General features: G+C 65.8%; 14 protein-coding genes and 1 pseudogene. 3 read left to right on the top strand and 12 right to left on the bottom strand.

Going from position 1 to position 19548, the window contains the following annotated elements:
* Positions 1 to 342: 342 nt before the first annotated feature.
* The 7 genes from DIE21_RS11380 to sapR form a co-directional block, all read right to left on the bottom strand.
* Complete coding sequence (locus tag DIE21_RS11380) at positions 343 to 1119, bottom strand: ABC transporter ATP-binding protein (RefSeq protein ID WP_124497792.1); 777 nt, start codon at positions 1117 to 1119, stop codon at positions 343 to 345.
* Positions 1116 to 2030, bottom strand: coding sequence for an ABC transporter ATP-binding protein (locus tag DIE21_RS11375; protein WP_124497791.1), 915 nt, complete (start codon positions 2028 to 2030; stop codon positions 1116 to 1118). The genes DIE21_RS11380 and DIE21_RS11375 overlap by 4 nt, the downstream gene beginning before the upstream one ends.
* Before the next feature lies 1 nt (position 2031).
* Positions 2032 to 2946, bottom strand: a complete 915-nt coding sequence (nikC, locus tag DIE21_RS11370) for a nickel transporter permease (protein WP_124497790.1) — start codon at positions 2944 to 2946, stop codon at positions 2032 to 2034.
* A 66-nt stretch (positions 2947 to 3012) separates the two neighbouring features.
* Positions 3013 to 4083 (bottom strand): ABC transporter permease, encoded by a 1071-nt coding sequence (locus DIE21_RS11365; protein ID WP_124497789.1) that lies wholly within the window; start codon positions 4081 to 4083, stop codon positions 3013 to 3015.
* Positions 4084 to 4093: 10 nt separating this feature from the next.
* On the bottom strand, positions 4094 to 5695 hold the full coding sequence (locus DIE21_RS11360; RefSeq protein ID WP_124497788.1) for an ABC transporter substrate-binding protein: 1602 nt from the start codon (positions 5693 to 5695) through the stop codon (positions 4094 to 4096).
* A gap of 65 nt (positions 5696 to 5760) precedes the next feature.
* Positions 5761 to 6324 carry a D-alanyl-D-alanine dipeptidase gene (ddpX, locus tag DIE21_RS11355; RefSeq protein ID WP_124497787.1) on the bottom strand — a complete coding sequence of 188 codons (564 nt, stop codon included), beginning with the start codon at positions 6322 to 6324 and terminating at the stop codon, positions 5761 to 5763.
* 17 nt (positions 6325 to 6341) lie between these two features.
* Positions 6342 to 7223, bottom strand: coding sequence for a sap1 transcriptional regulator SapR (gene sapR / locus DIE21_RS11350; RefSeq protein ID WP_124497786.1), 882 nt, complete (start codon positions 7221 to 7223; stop codon positions 6342 to 6344).
* Between the two features lie 84 nt (positions 7224 to 7307).
* Between sapR and DIE21_RS11345 the strand changes: the two genes are divergently transcribed.
* On the top strand, positions 7308 to 8279 hold the full coding sequence (locus DIE21_RS11345) for an Nramp family divalent metal transporter (RefSeq protein WP_409364631.1): 972 nt from the start codon (positions 7308 to 7310) through the stop codon (positions 8277 to 8279).
* 76 nt (positions 8280 to 8355) lie between these two features.
* On the opposite strand, the gene DIE21_RS11340 is transcribed toward DIE21_RS11345, so the two are convergent.
* The 4 genes from DIE21_RS11340 to DIE21_RS11320 form a co-directional block, all read right to left on the bottom strand.
* Positions 8356 to 9945, bottom strand: a complete 1590-nt coding sequence (locus tag DIE21_RS11340; protein ID WP_124497785.1) for an ABC transporter substrate-binding protein — start codon at positions 9943 to 9945, stop codon at positions 8356 to 8358.
* Positions 9946 to 10082: 137 nt separating this feature from the next.
* Positions 10083 to 10415 (bottom strand): sugar ABC transporter ATPase, encoded by a 333-nt coding sequence (locus DIE21_RS11335; protein ID WP_124497913.1) that lies wholly within the window; start codon positions 10413 to 10415, stop codon positions 10083 to 10085.
* Positions 10416 to 10740: 325 nt separating this feature from the next.
* Positions 10741 to 11661 (bottom strand): bestrophin family protein, encoded by a 921-nt coding sequence (locus DIE21_RS11325; protein ID WP_124497784.1) that lies wholly within the window; start codon positions 11659 to 11661, stop codon positions 10741 to 10743.
* 12 nt (positions 11662 to 11673) lie between these two features.
* On the bottom strand, positions 11674 to 13998 hold the full coding sequence (locus tag DIE21_RS11320; RefSeq protein ID WP_124497783.1) for an FdhF/YdeP family oxidoreductase: 2325 nt from the start codon (positions 13996 to 13998) through the stop codon (positions 11674 to 11676).
* Between the two features lie 155 nt (positions 13999 to 14153).
* Between DIE21_RS11320 and DIE21_RS11310 the strand changes: the two genes are divergently transcribed.
* Entirely contained in the window at positions 14154 to 15575 is a 1422-nt protein-coding gene (locus DIE21_RS11310; protein WP_124497781.1) for a PLP-dependent aminotransferase family protein, read from the top strand.
* 67 nt (positions 15576 to 15642) lie between these two features.
* Here the strand turns inward: DIE21_RS11310 and DIE21_RS11305 are convergent.
* A pseudogene (locus DIE21_RS11305) lies at positions 15643 to 16383 on the bottom strand (mechanosensitive ion channel family protein); the annotation flags it as partial.
* Between the two features lie 301 nt (positions 16384 to 16684).
* Here DIE21_RS11305 and DIE21_RS11300 point away from each other — a divergent pair.
* Positions 16685 to 19348, top strand: coding sequence for a DDE-type integrase/transposase/recombinase (locus tag DIE21_RS11300; protein ID WP_124497780.1), 2664 nt, complete (start codon positions 16685 to 16687; stop codon positions 19346 to 19348).
* Positions 19349 to 19548: the final 200 nt, after the last annotated feature.

The following is a 19548-nucleotide window of genomic DNA, read 5'->3' as shown; positions in this document are numbered from 1 at the left end:
CGGTTGAAATTATCGCGGTTATGTAATGAGTTTGTAATACGATAAGTACGAAGTGATATTTGTTTTTAATAGGACAAGTACTAAATCGTTTTTGCCGGGATCGGCATTCAGGCAGGGCGCGGCGTGCGGGCCGGCGGGCGAGGGGCGCGCGAGCGCACGGGCCCCCGTCATCGGAAATCGATCGGGGGCCGGCGGTATCGGTCGGCGCTATTCGAAGCGGACTGGAATTGAAATAACGGGAGGGTGGTGGGCGAGGGCGCTCGGCATGTCGTGCCGCGCGATCACGTCATGCCGGGAAGGCTCGCGCGATCGCGCGGCTGCAATCTCGTTGTGCGCCGCGGGTCAGGCCGCCGGCGCGTCGATGGCCGGGTCGAGGCGGCGATAGCCTTCGGTCGCGCGCAGCAGCGTGCGCGTGTAGTCGCGTGCGACCTGTCCGGCGCGCACGTCCTCGATCCGCAGCTGTTCGACGATCTCGCCGTGCTGCATGACCGCGACGCGCTGGCACAGGAAGCCGATCACCGCGAGGTTGTGGCTCACGAGGATCATCGTCAGGTTGCGTTCGCGATGCAGGCGGCGCAGCAGGTTCAGGATCTCGGCCTGCACCGACACGTCGAGCGCGGAGGTCGGCTCGTCGAGCAGCAGCACGCGCGGCTCGACGATCAGCGCGCGCGCGATCGCGACCCGCTGGCGCTGGCCGCCCGACAGCTGGTGCGGATAGCGGAAGCGGAACGCCGGGCCGAGCCCGACTTCGGACAGCGCGCGGGCGATGCGCGCGTCGGCGTCGTCGATGCCGTGAATCGACAGCGGCTCGCGCAGTGTCTGGTCGACCGTGAAGCGCGGATGCAGCGACGCGTACGGATCCTGGAACACCATCTGCACGTGACGGCGGAATGCGCGGTCGGGCGTGCCGCCGACCGGCCGTCCGTCGATCGACAGGCTGCCGCCGGCGAGCGGCACGAGGCCGGTCAGCGCGCGCAGCAGCGTCGACTTGCCGGAGCCCGACTCGCCGACGAGCCCGAACACCTCGCCGTCGCGCACCGCGAAGCTCGCATCGCGCACGGCGTCGACATGGCCCGTGCGGGTCGGAAAACGGATCGAGGCGTGATCGACGTCGATCATCGTGCGGCCTCCCGGGGTGGGTTCGATGACGGCGCGGGCGAAGCGGCGTCGAGCCACGCCGGATCGCGCCGCAGCACCGGCAGTTCGTCGGGCGGGTTCGCGAGCGGCGGATTCGCCGCGAGCAGCCCGCGCGTGTACGGATGCGTCGCATCGCGCAGGTCGCGCGCGGCGCAGGTTTCGACGACGCGGCCGGCATACATCACCGCGACGCGATCGCAGAACGACATCACGAGCGGCAGGTCGTGGCTGATGAACATCAGGCCCGTGCCGTGTCGCGCGATCATCGCATCGAGCACCGCGAGCACCTGCATCGACACCGCGACGTCGAGCGCGGACGTCGGTTCGTCGGCGATCAGCAGGCGCGGACCGGTCGACACCATCATCGCGATCATCACACGCTGGCCCATGCCGCCCGACAGTTCGTGCGGATACGCATCGGCGACGCGCGCCGGATCGCGAATCTGCACGGCCGCGAGCGCATCGACGATCCGCTCGCGCAGCGCGCGGCCGCGCAACCCCGGCTCGTGCAGCCGGAACGCCTCGCCCATCTGCTTCGCGACAGTCATCACCGGGTTCAGCGAATACTTCGGATCCTGCAGGATCATTCCCATCTGGCTGCCGCACAGGCGCCGGCGCTCGCTCGCCGACATCGCGAGCAGGTCGTGGCCCGCGAAGCGCATCGTGCGGGCCGACCAGCGCGCGGCCTCGGGCAGCAGGCCGAGCAGCGCACGGCCTGTCAGCGACTTGCCGGAGCCTGATTCGCCGACGATGCCGAGCCGCTCGCCGGGCGCGAGCGTCAGCGACAGGTCGCGCACCGCGTCGGACACGACGCCGTCGTGACCGCGAAACCCGATCTTCAGGCCGTCGATCTCGCAGAGCGGCGCGGCGGCGTTGACGGAATTCAGTGGCATGTCACGCTCCATGACGCGGATCGAAGACGTCGCGCAGCCCGTCGCCGAGCAGGTTGAACGCGAGGCTGACGAGCAGGATCGCCGCGCCGGGCAGCGTCGCGACCCACCACGCGTCGAGCAGCACGTTGCGGCCGGACGCGACCATGAAGCCCCATTCGGGGCTCGGCGGCTGCGCGCCGAGGCCGAGGAAGCCGAGGCCCGCGACGGTCAGGATGATGCCGGCCATGTCGAGCGTCGCGCGCACGATCACCGACGACATGCACAGCGGCACGATGTAGCGCAGCAGGATCCGCGGGCCCGAGGCGCCTTGCAGCCGCGCCGCATGGATGTAGTCGGCCTGCGCGATGCGGATCGTCTCCGCGCGCGCGAGCCGCGCATACGCGGGCCACGCGGTGATCGAGATCGCGACGACCGCGTTGATCACGCCGGGCCCGAGCGCGGCCGCGAACGCGAGCGCGAGCACGATCTTCGGGAATGCGAGCGCGATGTCGGTGATGCGCATCAGCACGCTGTCGACGAAGCCGCCGCAATAGCCGGCCGTCGTGCCGATCAGGAGACCGATCGGCACGACGATCACGACGACGAGCAGCGCGATGCCGAGCGTGAGGCGCGAGCCGCCGATCAGCCGCGAGAGGATGTCGCGGCCGAGCTGGTCGGTGCCGAGCCAGTGCGATGCCGAGCCGGGCGGCAGCAGACGGTCGGACAGCACCTGGCGCAGCGGATCGTGCGGCATGATCAGCGGGCCGACGATTGCGACGACGATCAGCGCGACCAGGATCGCGAGCCCGAACAGGTTGAGCGGATTGACCGCGAAGCGGCGCCAGCGGCGGTACGCGAGGCCGAACGCGGCCTGCGAGCGCGACGCGGGTGCATCGGAAAGAAGCCACGCGCGCAGCGTGAGACGCTCGGCATTCATGTTCGGACGGCCTTCGGCATGGACGGGGAAAGAAGCAGGGTGGATGCGCTCATGTCGACGCGGCCCTCAGCGCGCACGCGGATCGAACACGCGGTACAGCGCGTCGGTCAGCAGGTTGACGGTGATGAACATCGCGCCGATCACGAGCGTCGCGCCGAGCACCGCGTTCATGTCGGCGTTCAGCAGCGCGCCCGTCAGGTACGAGCCGAGCCCCGGCCACGCGAACACGATCTCGGTGAGCACCGAGCCTTCGAGCAGGTTGCTGTACGTGAGCGCGATCACGGTCAGGAGCGGCACCGCGATGTTGCCGAACGCATGCCGCCAGATCACGCGGCGCTCGGACAGGCCCTTCGCGCGCGCGGTGACGATGTATTCCTGGCTCAGCTGGTCGAGCATGAACGAGCGCGTCATCCGGCTCAGGTAGGCGACCGAGTAGTAGCCGAGGATCGCGGCCGGCAGCGCGATGTGCGACACCGCGTTGCGGAACACGTCCCACTCGCCCGCGAGCGCCGAGTCGATCAGCAGGCTGCCCGTGCGCGGGTCGACCATGCCGTCGTACACGGGATCGAGCCGGCCGGGGCCGCCGACCCAGTGCAGCCGCGCATAGAACAGCAGCAGCCCCATCAGGCCGAGCCAGAACACCGGCACCGAACTGCCGATCAGTCCGACGAAGCGCGCGATGTGGTCGATCGGCCGGTTGTGCTTCACTGCGGCCGCGACGCCGAGCGGCACGCCGATCGCGATGCCGATCAAGGTCGCGATCGTCGCGAGTTCGAGCGTGGCGGGGAAGACGCGCCGGATGTCGTCGAGCACCGGGTTCGACGTCAGCAGCGACATGCCGAGATTGCCGTGCAGCACGTCGCGCGCATAGATCAGGAATTGCGTGACGAGCGGCTTGTCGAGACCGAGCGCGATGCGCTCGGCCGCATACGCCTCGGCCGACGCGCGATCGCCGAGGATCGCGAGCACGGGATCGATCGGCACCTTGCGGCCGATCACGAACGTCAGCGCGAGCAGGCCCGTGAACGTGACGGCGAGCGTGAGCGCCCAGCGCAGCACGCGCAGTGCCCAGCGCACGGCCGGGCGCCGCGCGGGCAGCGTGCGCAGTGCTTCGAGGGAGGAGGCGGGAGTCGACATGCGGTGAATCTTACGGCTTCTTCAGGTTACGGTACGACACGAGATCGTTGATCGGCCCGACGTCGAGCCCGCTCACGCCGGGCCGCGTCGCGACCTGCGCGACTTTCTCGAACATGATCGCGAACGGCGAGCGTGCGAGCATGTCCTTCTGCATCGCCTGATACCGTTGCGCGCGCTGCGCGGCGGTCGGCTCGGCGAGTGCGGCGTCGGTCTCCTTCGTCAGTTGCGGGATGTCCCAGCTGTTGCGCCAGGCCAGCATTTTATAGCTCGACTTGTCGGAATTGTCGGGGTTCCATGCAAAACCCTGCGCGTTGCTGTGCGGGTCGATGTAGTCCGCCGACCATTCGCCGATGTAGATGTCGTGCTGGCGCGCGCGGTATTTCGCGAGCGTCTGCTTGTTGTCGCCGGGGATCAGCTGCACCTTGACGCCGGCCTGCGCGAAGTTCGCCTGCACGGCCTGCGCGATCTCCGTGTACGGATAGTCGTTGCGCACGTCCATCGTCACCGGGAAGCCGTTCGGCACGCCGGCCTTCGCGAGCAGCGCCTTCGCCTTCGCGACGTCGAGCTTGTACGGGTTCGACTTCAGCGTGCCGAGGAAGCCTTCGGGCAGGAAGGTCTGGTGCACCTTGTAGGTCGTCTTCACGACGTTGGCCTGGATGCCCGAATAGTCGATCAGCCACTTCAGCGCTTCCTGCACCTCGGGCTTCGCGAGCGTCGGGTTCTTCGTGTTCAGGCCGAGATACAGCAGCGTCGCCTGCGGCGATGCCGCGACCTTCGCCTTGCCGGATTTCACGACCGCCGCGAGATCGTCGGGGCTCAGGTCGCGCGCCGCGTCGACGTCGCCGTTTTCCAGCAGCAGGCGCTGGCTCGCCGCTTCGGGCACATGGCGCAGCACGATGCGCTTCATCGCGAGCGGCAGCCGGTAGCCGTCGAAGCGCTGCAGCACGAGGCTGTCGCCGGCGCTCCACTTGACCAGCCTGTACGCGCCGGAGCCGGCCTCGTTGGTCTTCAGCCATGCGTTGCCGAAGTCGTTGCCCTGCTGGTGCGACAGCAGCAGCTTCTTGTCGACCACCGACGCGGGCCACGAGCCGAGCACGTTCAGCACGAAGGTCGGCGCGTACTTGTGGTCGGTCGTGATCGACACCGTCTGGTCGTCGAGCTTCTTCACGTTCGCCGCGACGTTCGCCTTCGTGAGGCCGATGCCCGTCAGCACGGCGGCCGGCCCCTTGTCGAGCAGCACCGCGCGCTGGATCGACCATGCGACGTCGTCGGCCGTCAGCGGGTTGCCCGAGTGGAACTTGAGACCCGGGCGCAGCTTGAACGTATAGGTCAGCCCGTCGGGGCTCACCGTCCACGACTGCGCGACATCGCCGTTGAATTTCGACGGATCGCGCAGGTCGACGCGCACGAGCCGGTCGTATGTGTTCGCGACGTATTCCTCCGGCACCAGCTCGTAGATCTCGCCGGGATCGAGCGTCGTGAATTCGTCGAGCAGCGTGGCCATCACGAACATGTCCTTCGGCGTTTCAGCGTGTGCGGCGCGAAGCGGAACGGCGGCGAGAACGGACGCGGCGGCCAGCGCCGCGACGAGCCGGGAGGTCAGGGGTTTCATGGGGCGCTTCTCCATCTGTCGTTGAAGTCGTTGAACGTGAACGGTGAGGGGAACATGCATCGTCGTTACATCAGCCGCCACGGGCCGCTCGCGGCGTTGTCGATCTGCGGCAACGCGCGCGAACCGGGCAGCTCGTAGTGCCACCACTCGCTGTCGATATGCGCGAAACCGGCCGCATGCATCACGCCGAGCAGCAGCAGCCGGTTGCGCTGCACGGCTTCGGGCAGCCCCGCGTGGAAGTGGCCTGACGCGGCCACCATCTCGTCGAAAGCGGTGCCCATGTCGAGCGGCTCGCCGTTCGCGTCGACAAGCGTCAGGTCGAGCGCGGTGCCGCGGCTGTGGTTCGAGCCGCGGCCGAGATCGGCGACGAAGTTCGGATCGGGCAGGAAATCCCACAGCACCTGCTGCGCCTGCGGCGGCCGGTACGCGTCGTAGATGCGCAGCGTGAAGCCGGCCTGGGCGGCGACGTCGACCGCGCGGCGCAGCGCGGCTTCGGCCGGCTCGAGCAGCAGGCAGTGCGCGTGGCGGTAGATCGGCTTGCCGGTCAGGTTGCGCTCGGTCGCATAGACGAGATCGATCTCGACGTGATGCGTGGCGGGCGTGATTTCGACGAGGCGGTGGCGGTTCATCGGCGGTCCGGGTTCGCTCAGGATTCGAATTGGTCGAACGTGCGCTGCAGCTCGCGGTTGCGCGCGACGCGCCGGTCGATCGCGGGACCGAGGCGGTCGACCACGGCGGTGATCAGCAGGTTGAACAGGCAGGTGAGCGGCGAGAGCGAATCCCAGAACTGCCCGACGTCGGTCTTCACCTGCAGCAGGTCGGCCGGCCATTCGCGCGCCCACGGGCAATAGAGATCGGTGACCAGCGCGAACGGCTGGCCGCGCTCGGCGGCCGCCTGGCAATAGCGGCGCGCGCTGCGCGAATAGGCGCGCGTGTCGGTGACGATGCAGTACGGCCGCTCGAACTCGGAATTCAGCGAATCGACGTACGAGCCCGACTGGCCGTCGGAATAGAACACGCGCGGGCGCAGGTATTCGAGATAACTGCTGAACGCGTTGCTGATGCCGCGGGTCGACTGGATGCCGAGGATGAACACGGCATCGGCATGCGCGATCCGGTCCGCGACCTGCGCGAACACCGGTTCTTCGGCGAGCCGGTACACGTGGCGGATCGCGTCGAGCTCGCGATCGAGCGACGATGCAAGCGTGCCGTCGCTGCGGCTGCTGTCGCTGGCGGTCGTGTCTGTGCCCGTGCTGCGGCGATATTCGTCGAGGCGATCGGTGATCATCCACGGGCGGTCGCTGCCGCCGCGCAGCTCGCGTTTCAGGTCGTCGAGATTCCGGTAGCCGATGCTGCGCAGGAAGCGCCCGACCGAGATGCCGCTGGTGCCGGCCTGCTGCGCGATCTGGTCGGCCGTTTCGAGCCCGAGCCGGTCGAGGTTCGCGAGCATGTAGCTCGCGATGCGCTTCGCGGTCGGCGTCAGCTCGGCAAAGCGGGATTCGACGGTATGGGCGAACGCGCAGGTCATCCGGCTGTTAGATGTTTGTCATTGGATGATTCGATGTCATCCATCTGACAAAGCCAAAATCATTCGCGCCAGCAGATAAAAACTATGGCTTGGCGGAAGGTGATAGGGTCGAACTGGCATGCCCAACGACAGCGGAGCGATGTACGGCAGCGGCAAATTATTCGTGGCAGACATATTTTTTGGTTATCTCTGACAGGAATAATTTGCGTTTATGCCTGTGCGCTCGCGACCAGCGCGATCCTCGCGCTCGAGAAGCGCGGCTTCCGGCCGCTGGAAGCCGCGATCGCGGCGCTGGTCGGCGTGATCGGTGCGTGCTATCTCGGCGAGCTGCTGATCGCGCCGCAGGACTGGCACGCGGCTGCGTTCCATCTGATCGTCCCGCAGATTCCCGATCATGCGGCGCTGACGATCGCCGTGGGAATCATCGGCGCGACGATCATGCCGCATACGCTGTATCTGCATTCGGGCCTCACGCAGGATCGCATCGCGCCGCGCGACGACACGGAGCGGCGCCGGCTCATGCGGTTCTCGAACCGCGAGGTCGTCGTCGCGCTTGGCCTGGCGGGGTTCGTGAATCTCGCGATGGTGATGATGGCGTCGTCGGCGTTCCATGCGAGCGCGCCCGGCATGACCGACATCGGCGACGCGTATCACACGCTGATCCCGGTGCTCGGGCCGGCGGCCGGCGTGCTGTTTCTCGTCGCGCTGCTGACCTCGGGCGTGTCGAGTTCGGTGGTCGGCACGATGGCCGGGCAACTCGTGATGCAGGGCTTCATCCGGCGCCGCCTGCCGGTCTGGGTGCGGCGCGCGGTGACGATCGCGCCCGCGTTCGCGGTGGTCGCGCTCGGCTGCGACGTCACACGCGCGATGATCGCGAGCCAGGTCGTGCTGAGTTTCGTGCTGCCGATGCCGATGATCGCGCTGCTGATGCTGTCGGCGCGCGGGGACGTGATGGGGCACTACGCGATGCGCATGCCGCTGCGGATCGTCGCGGGCGCGGCGACGGTCTTGATCGTCGGGCTGAACGCGTATCTGGTGTGGGCGGCGCTCAGCTGAACGGCGGCCGGAGGGCATGCGGGACGACGACGCCCGCGCGGCAGCCCGGATCGGCCGCGCGGGCGGTGTCGCAAACCTACTTTTTCAACGTCCGGTAGGAAACGAGATCGTTGATCGGCCCGATCTCCGGCCCGGTCGTGCCGGGGCGCGTCGCGACCTGCACGACCTTCTCGAACATGATGATGAACGGCGAATTCGCGAGCACGGACTTCTGCAGCGACTCGTAGCGCTGCGCGCGCTTCGCGGGCGACGGCTCGACGAGCGCGGCCTCGGTGTCCTTCGTCAGCTGCGGAATGTCCCAGCTGTTGCGCCACGCGAGCATCTTCGTCTTCGACTGGTCGGAATTGTCAGGATTCCATGCGAACCCGCGCGCGTTGCTGTTCGGGTCCATGTAGTCGGGCGACCATTCGCCGATGAAGATGTCGTGCTGGCGCGCGCGGTATTTGCCGATCGCCTGCTTCGCATCGCCCGGGATCAGCTTCACGCGGATGCCGCCCTGCGCGAAGTTCGCCTGCAGCGCCTGCGCGATCTCGATGTACGGATAGTCGTTCGGCATGTCCATCGTCACGTCGAAGCCGTTCGGCAGGCCGGCCTTCGCGAGCAGCGCCTTCGCCTTCGCGACGTTCTGCTTGTACGGGTTCGAATTCAGCGTGCCGAGGAAGCCTTCGGGCAGGAAGGTCTCGTGCACCTTGTAGGTGGTGCTGACGATGTTGTGCTGGATGCCGTCGTAGTCGACGAGCCACTTCATCGCCTGCTGCACGTCGGGTTTCGCGAGGTTCGGGTTCCTGGTGTTCAGGCTCAGGTACAGCAGCGCGGACACGGGCCACGACGCGACCTTGATCTTGCCGGCCTTGGTCAGCGCGGCGAGGCTGTCGGGACTCAGGTTGCGCGCGGCGTCGGCGTCGCCGTTTTCCAGCAGCAGCCGCTGCGCGGATGCCTCGGGCACGTGGCGCAGCACGACGCGTTTCATCGGGTACGGCGTGCGGTACTTGTCGAAACGCTGCAGCACGATGCTTTCGTTCGGCGTCCACTTGACGAGCTGGTACGGGCCCGAGCCCGCGTCGTTGGTTTTCAGCCAGCCGCTGCCGAAATCGTTGCCCTGCTGGTGCGACATCAGCAGCTTCTTGTCCAGGACCGACGCCGGGCATGCGCTCAGCACGTTGAGCACGAAGCTCGGTGCGTACTTGCGGTCGGTTTCGAGCACGAAGGTCTGCGGGTCGACCGCGCGCACCTTCTGCATCACGTTCGCCTTCGTGAGGCCGAGATCGGCGAGCACGCCGGCCGGGCCCTTGTCGAGCAGGGTGGTGCGCTGCAGCGACCACGCGACGTCGTCGGCGGTGACCGGGTTGCCGGAATGGAAGGCGAGGCCCGGGCGCAGCTTGAACGTGTAGGTGATGCCGTCGGCGCCGACCGACCACGATTGCGCGATCTGCCCGTCGAAGCGCGTCGGGTCCTTCAGGTCGACCCGCACGAGCCGTTCGTAGGTGTTTGCGACGTACTCGGACGGCACGAGCTCGTAGATTTCGCTCGGATCGAGGGTCGTGAATTCGCCGAGCTGGGTGGCGACGACGAAAATGCCGGGCGGCGTCGCGGCCTGCGCCGGCAGCGCCGGAACGAGGGCGACGAGCGTGGCGCTGACGAACAACCGGGACAGCAGATGCTTCATGCGGGCTCCATGAGAAAGGAATCGTGGTGCGATTCTCTCATCGACCGCGGCCCGGATGAAAATATTCGAAGGGCGCGCATGACGGCGCCCGCGGTGCGGCTTGCGGGCAGGGCGGGGGCGCCCGGCGGCGGCGGCGCTCAGATCACGCAGCGCGCGATCGCGAAGCGCATCGCTTCCTCGGCCGGCTCGCTGCCCGAGCCGCGCACGACCTTGACGACCGAACCGTGGCCCGACGGCGTGAGCGTGACGAAGTACGAGCGCGACCCGACGGTGATGTCGGTCACGCCATTGTGCTGCGACTGCTCGGTGCCGGACAGGCGGCTGTCGAGGCAGTTGGCGATCGCGTGGGCCGGGCGCGCCGACGACACGTAGATCATCGGCGCCGAGCCGGACGCGGCCGAGTCGGTCGAGGGTGCGGAACCGCAGGCGGCGAGCAGGGCGGCGGGAAGGAGCAGCAGGAATCGTTTCATGATCGGAATCGTCGTGTGTCTCGTGTCGAGGCTGGGGCGCGGGGTACGCGAAACGCGGAGCTTCGCGACGAAACCGCCGGAACCGTGCCGATTTTGGCGGTCGATGCGGGTGGCGGATGACGTCGGAGTATACCCGCGGCACTTGACGCGTACGGCCTGCTGAAACGATTCGATACAACAACAGGCGCCCGCTGGCGCACGAGCGCGACGGCTTGGTGACCAGGATCGGCGGAATGATCGCAATGAAGATGATCGCCGACACGAGAAAATGTCGTTCAGTCCCATCACGGCCGCCTGCGAATCGACCGACGCGTTGGAGTCGGACTCAGGTGAGCCGATACGCCGGGCCGGGCTTCACGTCATCCGGCAGCGGCTCGCGGTTCAGTTCGAGCAGCGTGCGCTCGATCGTCCGCGTCATCGCATCGAGTGCGAGGTGGTTCGGCCCGTCGCCGAACGGCTCGGCGATCGCATGGGCAATTGCGTCGAGCGCGATCAGCGTATAGGCGACGAACACGGTGACGAACGGCGTCGCCGCGCCGATCGAGTCGACGAGGCCGAACGGCAGCAGCACGCAGTACGCGTAGATGGTCCGGTGCAGCAGCACGTCGTACGAGAACGGGATCGGCGTCGATGCGATGCGTTCGCAGCCGCTCACCATCGACACGAGTTTGTCGAGGCGCGCGTCGAGCATCCACAGTCGCGTATCGGCGAGGCGGCCCGCGTCGGCGCGTGCGGCGAATGCTTCGCGCAGTTCATGGACGATCGCGATCGGTGCAAACCGGGCGGCGACGATGCGCGCATGGGTAGCGCCGTCGAGCAGCGCGCGCAGGTCCGCCGCCGGATCGGTGCCGCGCAGTTGGTGCTTCAGCGCATGGACGAACGCGACGACCTTGCGCACGAACGCCCGCCGCGCAGCGTGGTCGTCGTCGATCGCGCCGTAGCAGAGCGTCTGCGACACCAGCGTGCGCGTGGCGGTCAGCACGCCGCCCCACAGCTGCCGGCCCTCGCGGTAGCGTTCGTAGCTCGCGTTGTTGCGAAACCCCGCGAAGATCGCGAGCGTGAGGCCGATCAGCGTGAACGGCGTCGGGTTCAGCGGCACCTTCTCGCCGAGCACGCGGCCGCCGCCCCACACCGCGACGAGGCTGATCGCGAGCGTCAGCACGAGTTGCGGCAGGATGGTCGGCAGCACCGACCCGTTCCAGACGAGCAGCATCCGCAGCCAGTGCTCGCGCGGCCGAACGATCATCGCCGCGCTCCGTCAGGCGACAGACGCCGCCGGCGCGGCCGCGCGATGCAGCAGGACCGGCACCGACTTCGACGTCGGTGTGTTGCACACGTCGCCGACGCTGTCGAGCGGCACCAGCGGGTTCGTTTCCGGGTAGTACGCGCCGATGCAGCCGCGCGGGATGTCGTATTCGACGAGCAGGAAGCCGTCCGCGCGCCGCGCGATGCCGTCGTGCCACACGGTTTCCAGGTCGACCCGGTCGCCGGCCTGCAGGCCGAGCATCGCGAGGTCGTCGCGGTTGACGAACACCACGCGGCGCTGGCCGAACACGCCGCGATAGCGGTCGTCGAGCCCGTAGACGGTCGTGTTGTACTGGTCGTGCGAGCGCGTCGTCATCAGCGTCATCAGGCGCTCGCCGTGCAGCGCGCGGGCGCGCTGGATCGGCGTGTCGGTCGGCAGCGCGTGCGCGATGAAGTTTGCCTTGCCCGTCGGCGTCAGCCATTCGCGGTCGCGCGACGCGACACGCAGGTGGAAGCCGCCGGGCCGCGCGATGCGCGCGTTGTAGTCGTGGAAGCCGTCGACGGTCGCTTCGATCGCATCGCGGATCGTCGCGTAGTCGTCCTTGTACGCGAGCCAGTCGATCTCGCCGCTGCCGAACAGCGCGTGGCCCATGTGCGCGACGATCGCCGGCTCCGACATCAGGTTCGAGGAAGCCGGCTGGTTCATCCCGTACGACACGTGGACCATGCTCATCGAGTCCTCGACCGTCACGCCTTGCGGCACGTTGTCCTGCAGGTCGATCTCGGTGCGGCCGAGCGTCGGCAGGATCAGCGCATCGCGGCCGTGGATCAGGTGGCTGCGGTTCAGCTTCGTCGTGATGTGCACGGAAAGATCGCAGCGGCGCATGCCTTCCCACGTGCGCGGCGTGTCGGGCGTCGCCATCGCGAAGTTGCCGCCGAGACCGATCAGCACCTTCACGTGGCCTTCGCGCATCCCTTCGATCGTCTCGACGACGTCGTAGCCGTGGTGGCGCGGCGGCTCGAAGCCGAACACGTGGCCGAGCCGGTCGAGGAACGCCTGCGACGGCTTTTCCTCGATGCCCACGGTGCGGTTGCCCTGCACGTTCGAGTGGCCGCGCACCGGGCACAGGCCCGCGCCGGGCCGGCCGATGTTGCCGCGCATCAGCATCAGGTTCGTCAGCATCTGCACGGTCGCGACCGAATGCTTGTGCTGCGTGATGCCCATCCCCCACGTCGCGATCACATGCTCGCTGCGCGCATAGCGCTGCGCGAGGCCGTCGATCTGCTCGTACGGCACGCCGCTTTCGGCCGTCAGCGCCGACCAGCTCTCGTTGCGCAGGTCGTCGGCGAATGCGTCGAAGCCGGTCGTGTGCTCGCCGATGAACGCGGTGTCGAGCACGCGCGGCGCACCGGCGGCGCGCGCGGCATCGTCGAGTTCGAGCACGCGCTTCGCCATCCCCTTGATCAGCGCGAAATCGCCGCCGATCGTCGGCTGGACGAACGTCGATGCGATCTTCGTGCCCGACATCGTCAGCATCTCGAGCGGGCTTTGCGGATCGGCGAAGCGCTCGAGCCCGCGTTCCTTCAGCGGGTTGATCGACACGATCGTCGCGCCACGCTTCGCGCATTCGCGCAGCTCGCCCATCATTCGCGGATGGTTGGTGGCCGGGTTCTGGCCGAAGATCAGCAGCATGTCCGCATGCTCGAAATCGTCGAGCGTGACGGTGCCCTTGCCGACGCCGACCGACACAGGCAGCCCGCGGCTCGTCGCCTCGTGGCACATGTTCGAGCAGTCGGGGAAGTTGTTCGTGCCGTACCGCCGCACCAGCAGCTGGTAGAGGAACGCCGCCTCGTTGCTCGCGCGGCCGGACGTGTAGAACGCGGCCTGGTTCGGGTCCGGCAGTGCACGCAGGTGGCGCGCGATCAGTTCGAACGCGTCGTCCCAGGCGATCGGCACGTAGCGGTCGGTCCGCGCGTCGTACACCATCGGATCGGTCAGGCGGCCGTGCTGTTCGAGCGCGAAATCCGACTGTTCGAGCAGCTCGGTGACCGTATGCGCGGCGAAGAATTCGGGCGTCACGCGCTTGCTCGTCGCTTCGGCGGCCACGGCCTTCACGCCGTTCTCGCAGAATTCGAACGTCGATGCGTGCTGGCGGTCGGGCCACGCGCAGCCCGGGCAGTCGAAGCCGTCCGGCTGGTTCTGGCGCAGCAGCGTGCGGTAGTTGCCGCCGGTGACCTTTTCCTTGATCAGGTTGATCGCGACGGCTTTCAGCGCGCCCCAGCCGGCGGCCGGGTGGTGATACGGTTCGATGCGCGCGGTGGCGGATTTCTTTTTCATGGTGCAGCGGGTGTCGGGGTCGATGCGTGCAGAGTACGCGGCGCGCTCGCCCGGCTGTATGTACACCTGGTCACTTCAAAAAAGAGTACAGTTGCGGCCATCCAGGCAGTGCGGATCGCAACTGTGTTGTTGAAGGGAAGTTGAAAGGGAGGCGCGTGAAGCGTTACGAACAACTGGCCGACGATCTGCAGGCGCAGATCGAGCGTGGCGTGTACCGGCCCGGCGAGCGGATTCCGTCGGTGCGGCAGGCGAGCCGGCAGCAGCAGCTCAGCGTCACGACCGTGCTGCGCGCGTATCTCGTGCTGGAGAGCCGCGGCCTGATCGAGAGCCGGCCGCAATCGGGCTACTTCGTGCGGGCGCGCGCGTCGGCGCCGGCCGAGGCCGAGCTGCACGTGTCGGCGCCGGCCGCCGAGCCGTCGGCCGTGGACGTGAGCCGGCTCGTGCTGTCGACGCTGCGCTCGATCGCGCGCGACGACGCGGTGCCGCTCGGCTCGCCGTATCCCGATGCGTCGCAGTTCCCGGTGCAGCGCCTCGCGCGCTACGCGCAGGCGATCGGCCGCCGCCGCACGCGCTGGGGCGTGATCGACGATCTGCCGCCCGGCAACCAGGAGTTGATCCGCCAGATCGCGCGCCGCTATGCGGAGCGCGGGATCGCGGTCGAGCCGGGCGAGATCGTGATGACGATCGGCGCGACCGAGGCGATCAACCTGTGCCTGCAGGCCGTCGCGCGGCCGGGCGACACGATCGCCGTCGAGTCGCCGACGTTCTACGCGATGCTGCACGCGATCGAGCGGATGGGCATGCGTGCGCTGGAGGTGGCGACGCATCCGGGCGACGGCATCGATCTCGACGCGCTCGAACGGATCCTCGGGCGCGAGCGTATCGCCGCGTGCATGGTGATGCCGAATTTCCAGAATCCGCTCGGCTTCCAGATGCCCGATGCGCGCAAGCGCGCGCTCGTCGAGCTGCTCGCGAAGCACGGCGTGCCCGCGATCGAGAACGACGTCTATCACGAACTGCATTTCGGCGACGCGACGCCGAGCGCGCTGAAGTCGTACGACCGCGACGGGCTCGTGCTGCATTGCGCGTCGTTCACGAAGAGCCTGTCGCCGCGCTACCGGATCGGCTGGGCGATGCCGGGCCGCTACCGCGACCAGGTCGAGAAGCTGAAATTCCTGAACACGCTCGCGACGCCCGCGATCGAGCAGCTCGCGATCGCCGAATACCTGAAGCACGACGGCTACGATTTTCACCTGCGGCGGATGCGCAAGCAGTACGCGCAGCAGGCGAGCCTGATGAGCGCGATGGTGCGGCGTTTCTTCCCGGAAGGCACGCGGCTGTCGCAGCCGCAGGGCGGGTACGTGCTGTGGGTCGAGCTGCCGTCGCGGGTCGATGCGATGAAGCTGTATGCGCTCGCGCTCGCGCAAGGGATCACGGTCGGGCCCGGCCACATGTTCTCGGCGAGCGCCGATTACCGGCATTTCATCCGGCTCAACTACAGCTATCCGTGGTCGCGGCAGATCGAGGACGCGTTGAAGGTGCTGGGGCGGCTCGCGTCCGAGTGCGCGGGGCGGTGAGCGGCGCCGCGCGCGCCGCGATACGCGGCTGCGGGCGGCGGCCCGTCGCAGGCCGCCGCGGGTAGCATTACCGCGCGTGCGGCGCCTGCAGCTCGGCTTGCGCCGTGCCGGCCATCCGCCGCATGTCGAAGCCCGACGGGTGCTGGTACACGCGCAGCCCGAATTCAGGCAGCACCGCGATCAGGTGATCGAACAGGTCGGCCTGGATCGTCTCGTAGTCGACCCAGGACGTCGTGTCGGTGAAGCAGTACAGTTCGAGCGGAATGCCTTCGGCGGTCAGCGGCAGCTGGCGCGCCATGCACGTCATGTCGCGGCGGATGCGCGGATGGCCCTTCAGGTAGTTCGCGACGTACGCGCGGAACGTGCCGAGATTCGTCAACTGGCGGCGGTTCGCCGGGCATTCGCCGGCCGCGCCGAGCGTGCCGTTCCATTGCGCGATCGCGTCGACCTTGTCTTCCAGGTAGTCCTTCAGCAGCGTCAGGCGTTCGAGCCGTTCGATCTCGTCGTTGCCGAGAAAGCGCACGCTCGTCGCGTCGACGAACAGCGCGCGCTTGATGCGGCGCCCGCCGGCTTCGGTCATCCCGCGCCAGTTCTGGTAGCTCTCGGTGATCAGCTTCCACGTCGGCACCGTGATGATCGTGTGATCGAAGTTCGCGACCTTGACCGTGTTCAGCGTGATGTCGATGACGGTGCCGTCCGCGCCGGCCGACGGCATCGTGATCCAGTCGCCGATCCGCAGCATGTCGTTCGACGACAGCTGCACGCCGGCGACGAGGCCGAGCAGCGTGTCCTTGAAGATCAGTGTGGTGGAACTCATAAAACCGGCCTTATGGAAAGGAATTGGTTCACTGGCGCTTACAAATTGCGCAAATTGTTACAAATTAGCGTGTCGGATCTGCGTGTCTGCTGATTGCGTCAACTATTGTGGATGCATGCGCTGACTAGGGTTTAGCCCCGCAACGCGGGCGAATGTGTCACCGAAACATAATGGAAGCGCATCGGCCAGTCGTCGCGCACGACAGGAGGTTCGACATGATGGTCGAGGTAGCGCAAAACAGCGAGGAGTGGGCTGAAGTAGCGTGTGTGGCGACGGTAAAAAGCGAGTGATCATGTTGCGCTTTGATCCTGCCATGTTGTACTCGCTGTTCGATCGGTTGGATACCCCACCCGCGACACGTGAGCAAATTCTCGACGCTTTTCGGCAGCCCGCGCGCTGGATCGTGCCAACGCCTCACGCCGCGCCAAGTCGATTGCCCTGTCCAAAAATGGGGATGCATGTAAATGTGGCCAACGCCATTGAACGCCGGGCCGCGCTCAACTACATGTTTGACGACGAGATATTCGGCTATCTCGACGCCGCGGTTCCGCTATGTGTCCAGTACGTGGGGAGGAACGGGCGAACAGTACGCTATAACCATACCCCGTCGTTCCTGGTGATGACAGCCGAGGGACTTTATTTAGATGACTGGTTGCCGTGCTGTCGTGTAGAAAAGCTCGTCACGCAAGGTGGCAGTCGCATTGTTGCCGGGGATGATCAACCGCGCTCGCCTCCGTTCGAGAAGGCAGCGCTCAGCTTGGGCCTGACGTACCGTATCCGAACGGACCACGAATTGTCCGAGAGAGTAAGCCGTAACCAGGATTTCTTTCGGACTTATTTGCTCGACAGCATGTGCCCCAACCCGGGCTTCGACCGGGACATTGCCGAGTTCTTTCGCTGGAACGGATACGCGACTCTCGAAGAATTGTTCGATGCGATTCCGCATCGAACGAAGGATGAATTCTATTCGGCTCTGGCAAACCGAAGAATGATATCTGACTGGTCGAGTGCATTTGTCAAGGACTGCAATCGATTTATGGTGTTCCGGGACACGATCACGCTTGAGGTGTATCGATGTTCGAGCACGCGAGTTACATCGGAGCGTTTGCCACCTTGGCGTAGGGAATTGTTGTCCATTGGAACGAAAATCTCCCTTGCCGGAACGGTTTACACCGTAGCAGCGTCCGGGGATCTCGACGTGTTGCTTCAGTCGGACGAACTCCGAGAGCCACTTATACTGCGGCAGTCGTTCGTTGAACGGGCCTATGCGTCGGGAACCCTTGTACTGATCGATGACGTTGACGGTCCCCCCCAACTGGCCTTGGATTCGCCGTGGCGATATGCAACCACCGGCGCAGTATTGCATGCGCAGAAGATGCGAGACCTGTTGGCCGCTTGGGAGGCGGGGGTGCGCAGTGAAGCGGTCCGGCAATACACTGACCGGACGTACCGCGAGTACGCTCAAAAGAAGCGTAAAGCGTTGGCAAACGGAACGGACGTGTTGGCAGCGTTCCTGCCGCGCTGGCCAGCACGGGGAAATCGCTGCGTGAAAGTGAAGCCGGAGGTCAACGCGCTGATTGCCAAGACGATCGAGGAAAAGTACGAGACGCTAACTGGGAAGTCCAAATGGTTTGTGTACGCCGAGCTCTGTGATCGACTGGCGCAGATCGGTGAAACGGTGTCGAAGCAAACCTTCCTGAAGCGTATCAAACGAGAAGACGGCGCACGTGTGGCGCGGAAACGGCGCGGAAGGAAGGCCGCGTATCAGGTGACACCGCTGTATTGGACGATGAATCGAGAGACGCCCCTTCATGGGGACTACCCGATGCAATTTGTCCACATTGATCACACACCTCTGGAGATAGACGTAATCTCGATGGAGACCGGCGAACCGTTGGGGCGCCCGTATCTGACGTTGCTGATATGTTCATACAGCCGCCGAATTCTGGGTTTCTATCTTTCCCTGTTGAGTCCGCGATATTTGAGTTGCATGGCGGCCATCCTCGATATGATCCGTCGCTTCGGACGCGTGCCGTCGACCTTGATCTTTGATGGCGGAGCGGAGTTTGGCTCCAAGGACTTCATCGGCTTGCTGGACTTTCTGAGGGTCGAAGCCAAGAGTCGCCCCGCGTCTGCTTGCCGACACGGCACGGTGATCGAGAGGCATTTTGGTATTACACAGTCGATGCTGCTTCACAATCTTCCTGGTAATACGAAGATGCGTCGATGTGTTCGTGAATTGACGCAAGAAACAGACCCTGCGCGATTGGCCAACTTGACGTTGCCGGACTTATATGAGGGCCTAGAGAAATTCTTTTTCGAAATATACGATACCCGGCGTCATGGGACGTTGCTGGCATCGCCACGATCGATCTACGAGAGCGGCATACAAATTACCGGGGAGCGGCTCAATCGTCTGAAGCGCTATGAAGACTGCATACCCCATGCATTTCCGACCGTTCGGGGCACCACACGCGTTCTTGACGCACAGCGCGGTTTGAAATTGAACTATGACTGGTATCGCAATCCTCGACTGGAGTTGACGCGCTATCACCAACGAAGGGTCGAGGTCAAAATGCATTTGCTGAGACCGGAAATCGCGTATGCCCATGTCGACGGGGAGTGGATTCCCATGTATTCGACCCGCTGGCAGTTGGATGAACAAGCAACCGATTTCGTGAGCCAGGCCCGGGCCGAAGAGCGACTTGTCTTGTGCCGTAGGACCCAAGTATCCCACCTGAAGTCAATGGTCGAGACAACGCGCCTGGCCGGCGAAATGATTGAATCGTCGGGGCATCGAGCGTCGGTCGAAACGGTGCCGGAGGCTGCGTCTGCATTGCCGGCCGCCAGTTCGACTGGCGTGAAAACGCCCAACGTGTCGATGGAGTCGACGTTCGAGAAACTGGAAACAGGAGGTGTTCGTGGGTACCGGTACACGATCGAAGGCCCGCACTGATGTTTTGTATCCGCGCGAATTAGAGGCCGCCGCTGCTCCCGTGAGGTTGGCCTACTTCAAAGATTCAATTGTGGCCCATCCTATGTTCGATGCGAAGCTTGCCGAGCTACGATCGTTGGTCGGTGGGCCGGCCCCGGCGAAAACCGGACACGAGGTAACGCTTAAACTTTGAGGTAGTCTTCCGCCTATGTTTAAGCCTA

Origin of the sequence: Burkholderia sp. Bp9140 (assembly GCF_003853425.1) — a bacterium.
Classification (GTDB): domain Bacteria; phylum Pseudomonadota; class Gammaproteobacteria; order Burkholderiales; family Burkholderiaceae; genus Burkholderia.
This window is presented reverse-complemented; position numbering and strand designations above follow the sequence as displayed.